At 64.6% G+C, this 4670-nt stretch carries 4 protein-coding genes; all 4 read right to left on the bottom strand.

The features are described from left to right. Positions 1–94 precede the first annotated feature (94 nt). A complete protein-coding gene (locus tag ABYB95_RS17285) occupies positions 95–988 on the bottom strand; it encodes a DMT family transporter (RefSeq protein ID WP_372659795.1) in 894 nt (297 codons plus the stop codon). 208 nt (positions 989–1196) lie between these two features. Next, complete coding sequence (locus ABYB95_RS17290) at positions 1197–2780, bottom strand: methyl-accepting chemotaxis protein (protein WP_372659796.1); 1584 nt, start codon at positions 2778–2780, stop codon at positions 1197–1199. 225 nt (positions 2781–3005) lie between these two features. After that, a complete protein-coding gene (locus ABYB95_RS17295) occupies positions 3006–3851 on the bottom strand; it encodes an enoyl-CoA hydratase-related protein (RefSeq protein ID WP_372659797.1) in 846 nt (281 codons plus the stop codon). After that, positions 3814–4670 (bottom strand): DNA polymerase IV (locus tag ABYB95_RS17300; RefSeq protein ID WP_372659798.1); only part of this gene is annotated, 857 nt, incomplete at its 5' end. The genes ABYB95_RS17295 and ABYB95_RS17300, both read right to left, overlap by 38 nt.

Below are 4670 nucleotides of genomic sequence, written 5' to 3' on the forward strand. Positions count from 1 at the left end.
GCAGCCCCATAGCCCGGCTATGGGGCAAATAGACGGTGAAAAATGGACCGCTGCGGGCGATTTGCAGCCGACGCCTCTTCTGCCGCGCAGGCTCCTAGCGTCCGGAGGCGGCGGTTTTGACCGTCATGGCGGCCACCCCCAGCACCACCAAAGCCATGCCTGTCCAGGCCGTGCCCGACAGCGATTCGCCCAGAAAGACCACACCCATGCCCACCCCGATGGGCACGCGCAGATAGGCTTGCGCGGTCACGCCCACCGAACCCAGTGTTTGCACGAGCCGGAAATAAATCACCAAGGCCCAGGCCGTGGACAACACGCTGAGTGCCAGCAGCGCCAGGACAGAAGAACCAGACGGCTGCAAGCCCCAGGGTCGATCCACCACGAGGCTGAGCGGCAAGAGCAAAGCCGTACCGGCCAACAAGGAGCCCGCTGCGGGAACCACGGCGGGCAGGCCGTGAAACGAATGGCCGTAAATGGCTGCGCCGGCGTAACAGACGCTGGCCAGCACGATGGCCAGTTGTGGAACCACCTGTGCACCCAGACCGCTTAGAGCGCTGTGCCCGACGACCAAGGCAATGCCGACAAAGCCCAGGACCACGCCTGCAAATCTGGCGATGGCGACGCTTCCATGTCCCGCGAGCCACCAGGTCGCCAGGAACACGAACAAGGGCGATGCCGAATTCAAGATGGTGGCCAGACCCGCAGGCACGGTTTGTTCGGCCCAGGCGATCAGGGTGAACGGCAGCACGCTGTTCAGCAAGGCCTGCACCAGAAAGCGCCGCCACACCGCTGGCGTTCGCGGCATGTGGATACCCCGCATGCGCATCCAGGTCCAGAGCAACAGGCCCGCTGTGAGCGTGCGGGCGGCCATCAGCGTCAGCGGCGGGATGCTGGCCACGCCCAGACGGATGAAGGTGTATGAGGCACCCCAGAGCGTTGAAAGCAGCAACAACAGCACCAGCTCGTTCAGCCAGGGTTTGGCCTTCATGGCGATGCGAGAACAGGGCGGATGGGCATGCGCCGAAGTATGGGCGCGGTGTTTGCGCCCATGTTTCGGTGTGAACCGAAACGAAGACCTTGCTTTTGGGGCGCTTCATGTGCCGCTGCGCCGCGCTGTAGGGCGTGCACGGGGCCACTGGCGCCCGGTCGCCCCTCGCACCCCTGCAGGGGTGACGCAGGGCGTTACAAGATCTGGCTCAGGCGAGGGCGCTGTCCAGTTTGAAGCGTGCCACCAGCTCGGTCAGGCGTTCGGCCTGCTGTTGCAGGGAGCTGGCTGCGGCCGCCGATTCCTGGGCCAAGGCGGCATTTTGTTGCGCCGTCTGGTCCAGGTCGTTGACCGAAGCATTCGCTTGACCAATCCCTTGGCGCTGCTGCTCGGTTTCGCTGGAGATGGACGCGATGGTGGAGGAAACGCGCTGCACCGAGGCCATGATTTCGGTGGTGGCGTTGCCCGCGCGTTTCACATGTTCGCTGCCAGAGGCGACTTTTTGCAGTGTGGATTCGATCAAGCCCTTGATCTCGCGTGCCGCTGTGGCGCTGCGCTGGGCCAGGCTGCGCACTTCCGAGGCCACCACCGCAAACCCGCGGCCTTGTTCGCCGGCGCGGGCCGCTTCCACGGCGGCGTTGAGGGCGAGGATGTTGGTCTGGAAAGCGATGCCGTCGATGATGGCTGTGATGTCGGCGATCTGGCGCGAGGCGGCGTCGATCTCGCCCATGGTGGACACCGCTTGAGCCACCACATCGCCACCGCGCGTGGCGGCGGTCTGGGCATCGCCGGCCAGGGTGTTGGCCGACTGGGCCGATTGCGCTGTCTGGTCGACCGAGCTGTTGAGCTGTGTGATGGCGCTGATGGCGCCTTGCAGGGTGATCGCGGCTTGTTCGGTGCGTCCGCTCAAGTCCTGGCTGCCCTGGGCAATTTCGGCGCTGGCGTAGGCGATGTCGCTGCAGGCGTGGCGCACGCCATCGGCCAGCTCGTGTTGCGCCAGCCGCATCACTTCCAGCGCGCGTGCGAGCGCGCCCAGCTCGCCTGAGAAGTTGGTGTTGACCGGTACGGAGAGATCGTGGTGGGCCATGCGTTCGGTGGCTTGCAGGGCGGCGGAGATGCCGCGCGAGGCTTCGCGCGTCAGGAGCCAGGCAGCGAGGGTGCCGATCAGCAGGGCCATGAGGCTGCCGCCTATCACCAACCAACGCGCCGTTTCGGTGTCGGTCTTCGCCTGGGCGGCGGCGGCCAAACCGATTTCTTCGCCCCAGGCAGACAGGGCCACCAGGGCGGTATTCCAGCGCCGGTGCCGCTCGTTCCACTTGGCCGGTTCGCCTGCCACGAGCTGGTTCATGGCAAAAAACACGGCGGTGTCGCTGCGGCCAGCGCCTTCTTTTTCGCCCAGGCGAATCAGTTCGTGTACCGCCAGTGCGCTCTGGTGCACGGCTGCCAGCAGCTCGCTGACCCGTGTATCGCCTTCGGGCAGGAGCGCTTTGGTCGCCGCTTCGGCGTTCAGGTAGGACTGCCAATCTTTCTGGGACTGGTGCAGCATGTCGGCGCCCACCATGAGTTCTGCCGCGGGCATGTCGCGCAGGCCGAGCATGAAGCGGGTGGCGCTGCGCTCCAGCGTGGTCAAGGCCTGGGTACGCTGTCCACCCACCAGCACCACTTTGTCCAGCGCCTGGTTCAGCGCGTGCATGCTTTGCAGAGAAAGACCGGCGATGGCGATCAGCAAGGCCAGGACCAGACCGAAACCCAGGGCAAGCCGATGGCCAAGGCGCAAATGCTTGAAAAATTGCATAGGGAACACCTGTTGGGGGAAGAAGCGCGAAAAGCAAGTCAAAGCGCACGTTGCACGGCGCTCGATTCAACTTGTATCGGCAGTTTGCCGCCAAAACCTGAGCCGGATAGCCGGAAAAGGCGAGGCGAACCGGTCCATTTGTGGCGACCGGCGGAGGCGAAGCTGGGCCGGCTACTGCGCTTTGGCGCCAGACGGATCGTTCCCGGTCTATGGAGCCTGTTTCTCTTAGCCCAGGTCTTTAAAAGATGCCAAGGCCGAGAGCGGTGTGAACTGCCCGGTGCGTTTCTCTTTCATGGCGGTGATGGATTCGACCACGTGCCGGTTGCTCCAGATCGCGCCTTGCAACCAGCCCATCTGGCGCAAACTGTCTTCCACCGAGTGTTCGGCCGCGTAGTTCACAGCCTGTTTGGTGCCCCAGATGGCCACCGGCGGTTTCGCCGCGATCTCATGGGCGCACTGCAGTGCGGCGGCCAGCATGGTTTCTTGCGTGTCGAACACCTCGTTGACCAGACCATAGGCCTGTGCTTTGCTCGCAGGCAGGCGCCGCCCCGTGTAAGCCAGTTCTTTGACCACCGCCAGCGGCATCAGTTTGGGCAGGCGCTGCAGCGTGCCCACGTCGGCCACCATGCCGATGTTGATTTCCTGGATGCAGAAGAAGGCGTCGGCCGTGGCGTAGCGGATGCAGGCGGCGGTCACCATGTCGACCGCGCCGCCAATGCAACCACCTTGTATGGCGCAGATCACCGGCATGCGCAGCTTCTCGATCTTGGTGAAGGTGGACTGCATGTCGGTCAGCAAATCGAAGATGGCTGCGCGCCCCTCTGGGCTCTGGTCGTCCATCTGGATCGCGCCGCTGAAGGTCTCCAGGGCCATGCCGGCGCTGAAATGTTTGCCGGTGCTGCTGATCACCAAGACCCGCGCCGTACCCGCGCGCTGGATCTGGGTCAGCAGCTCGTCGAGTTCGCGCCAGAAGGTCGAGTGCATGGTGTTCATCGCCTCGGGGCGGTTGAGCACCAGGTGGGCGACGTGGTCTTCAGTCGAGTTCAGGGAAAAGCAGGTCGGTGTGGTCATCTCGGGCTTTCTCTTTGGCCAAGGGCGCTTTGGGCGGCATCGACGCACTGTAGCCCGGCACCGGGTCGGTGTCTGTCCCGGGCTTGACGAGCTTGCCTACACGCACACCCAGCAGGCGGATGCGGCGCGACAGATCCACCCGCTTCAGACACAGGCCGGCCTGGCGGCGGATGGCGTTGGCGTCGTTGGTGGAGGTGTCGATGGTGGTGTCGCGCGTCACGCTCTGAAAATTGTCGTAGCGCAGCTTGATGCCGATGGTCTTGCCCGCATAACCCTTGCGCTGCAGGTCGGCGGCCACCTGCTCGCACAGCTTGGTGAACACAGCGCCCAGTTCGGCGCGGTCGCGCACCGCGTGCAGGTCGCGCTCGAAGGTGGTTTCGCGGCTCATGCTCACCGGTTCGCTCTCGGTCACCACCGGGCGCTCGTCGCGGCCCCAGGCCGCTGCGTGCAGCCAGGCGCCGTAGCTCTTGCCAAAGGTCTCGATCAACCAGCCCGGATCGCGCGCGGCGAGCTCACCCAGCGTATGAATACCGTGCTTCTGCAGCTTCTCGTCGGCCTTGGGGCCTACGCCGTTGATCTTGCGGCAGGGCAGAGGCCAGATCAGGCCTTGCAGATCGTCGGGCAGCACGATGCTGATGCCGTTGGGCTTGTTGAACTCGCTCGCCATCTTGGCGATCAGCTTGTTGGGCGCCACGCCGATGGAACAGGTGATGCCGGTGGCCTGGAAGATGCTGCGCTGGATCAAGCGCGCCAGCGCGCGCCCGTTTTCGCGCTGCCCGCCAGGCACGTCGGTGAAGTCGATGTAGACCTCGTCGATGC

It is taken from the genome of Hydrogenophaga sp. (genome assembly GCF_041633695.1).
In the GTDB taxonomy this organism is placed as follows: Bacteria; Pseudomonadota; Gammaproteobacteria; order Burkholderiales; family Burkholderiaceae_C; genus Hydrogenophaga.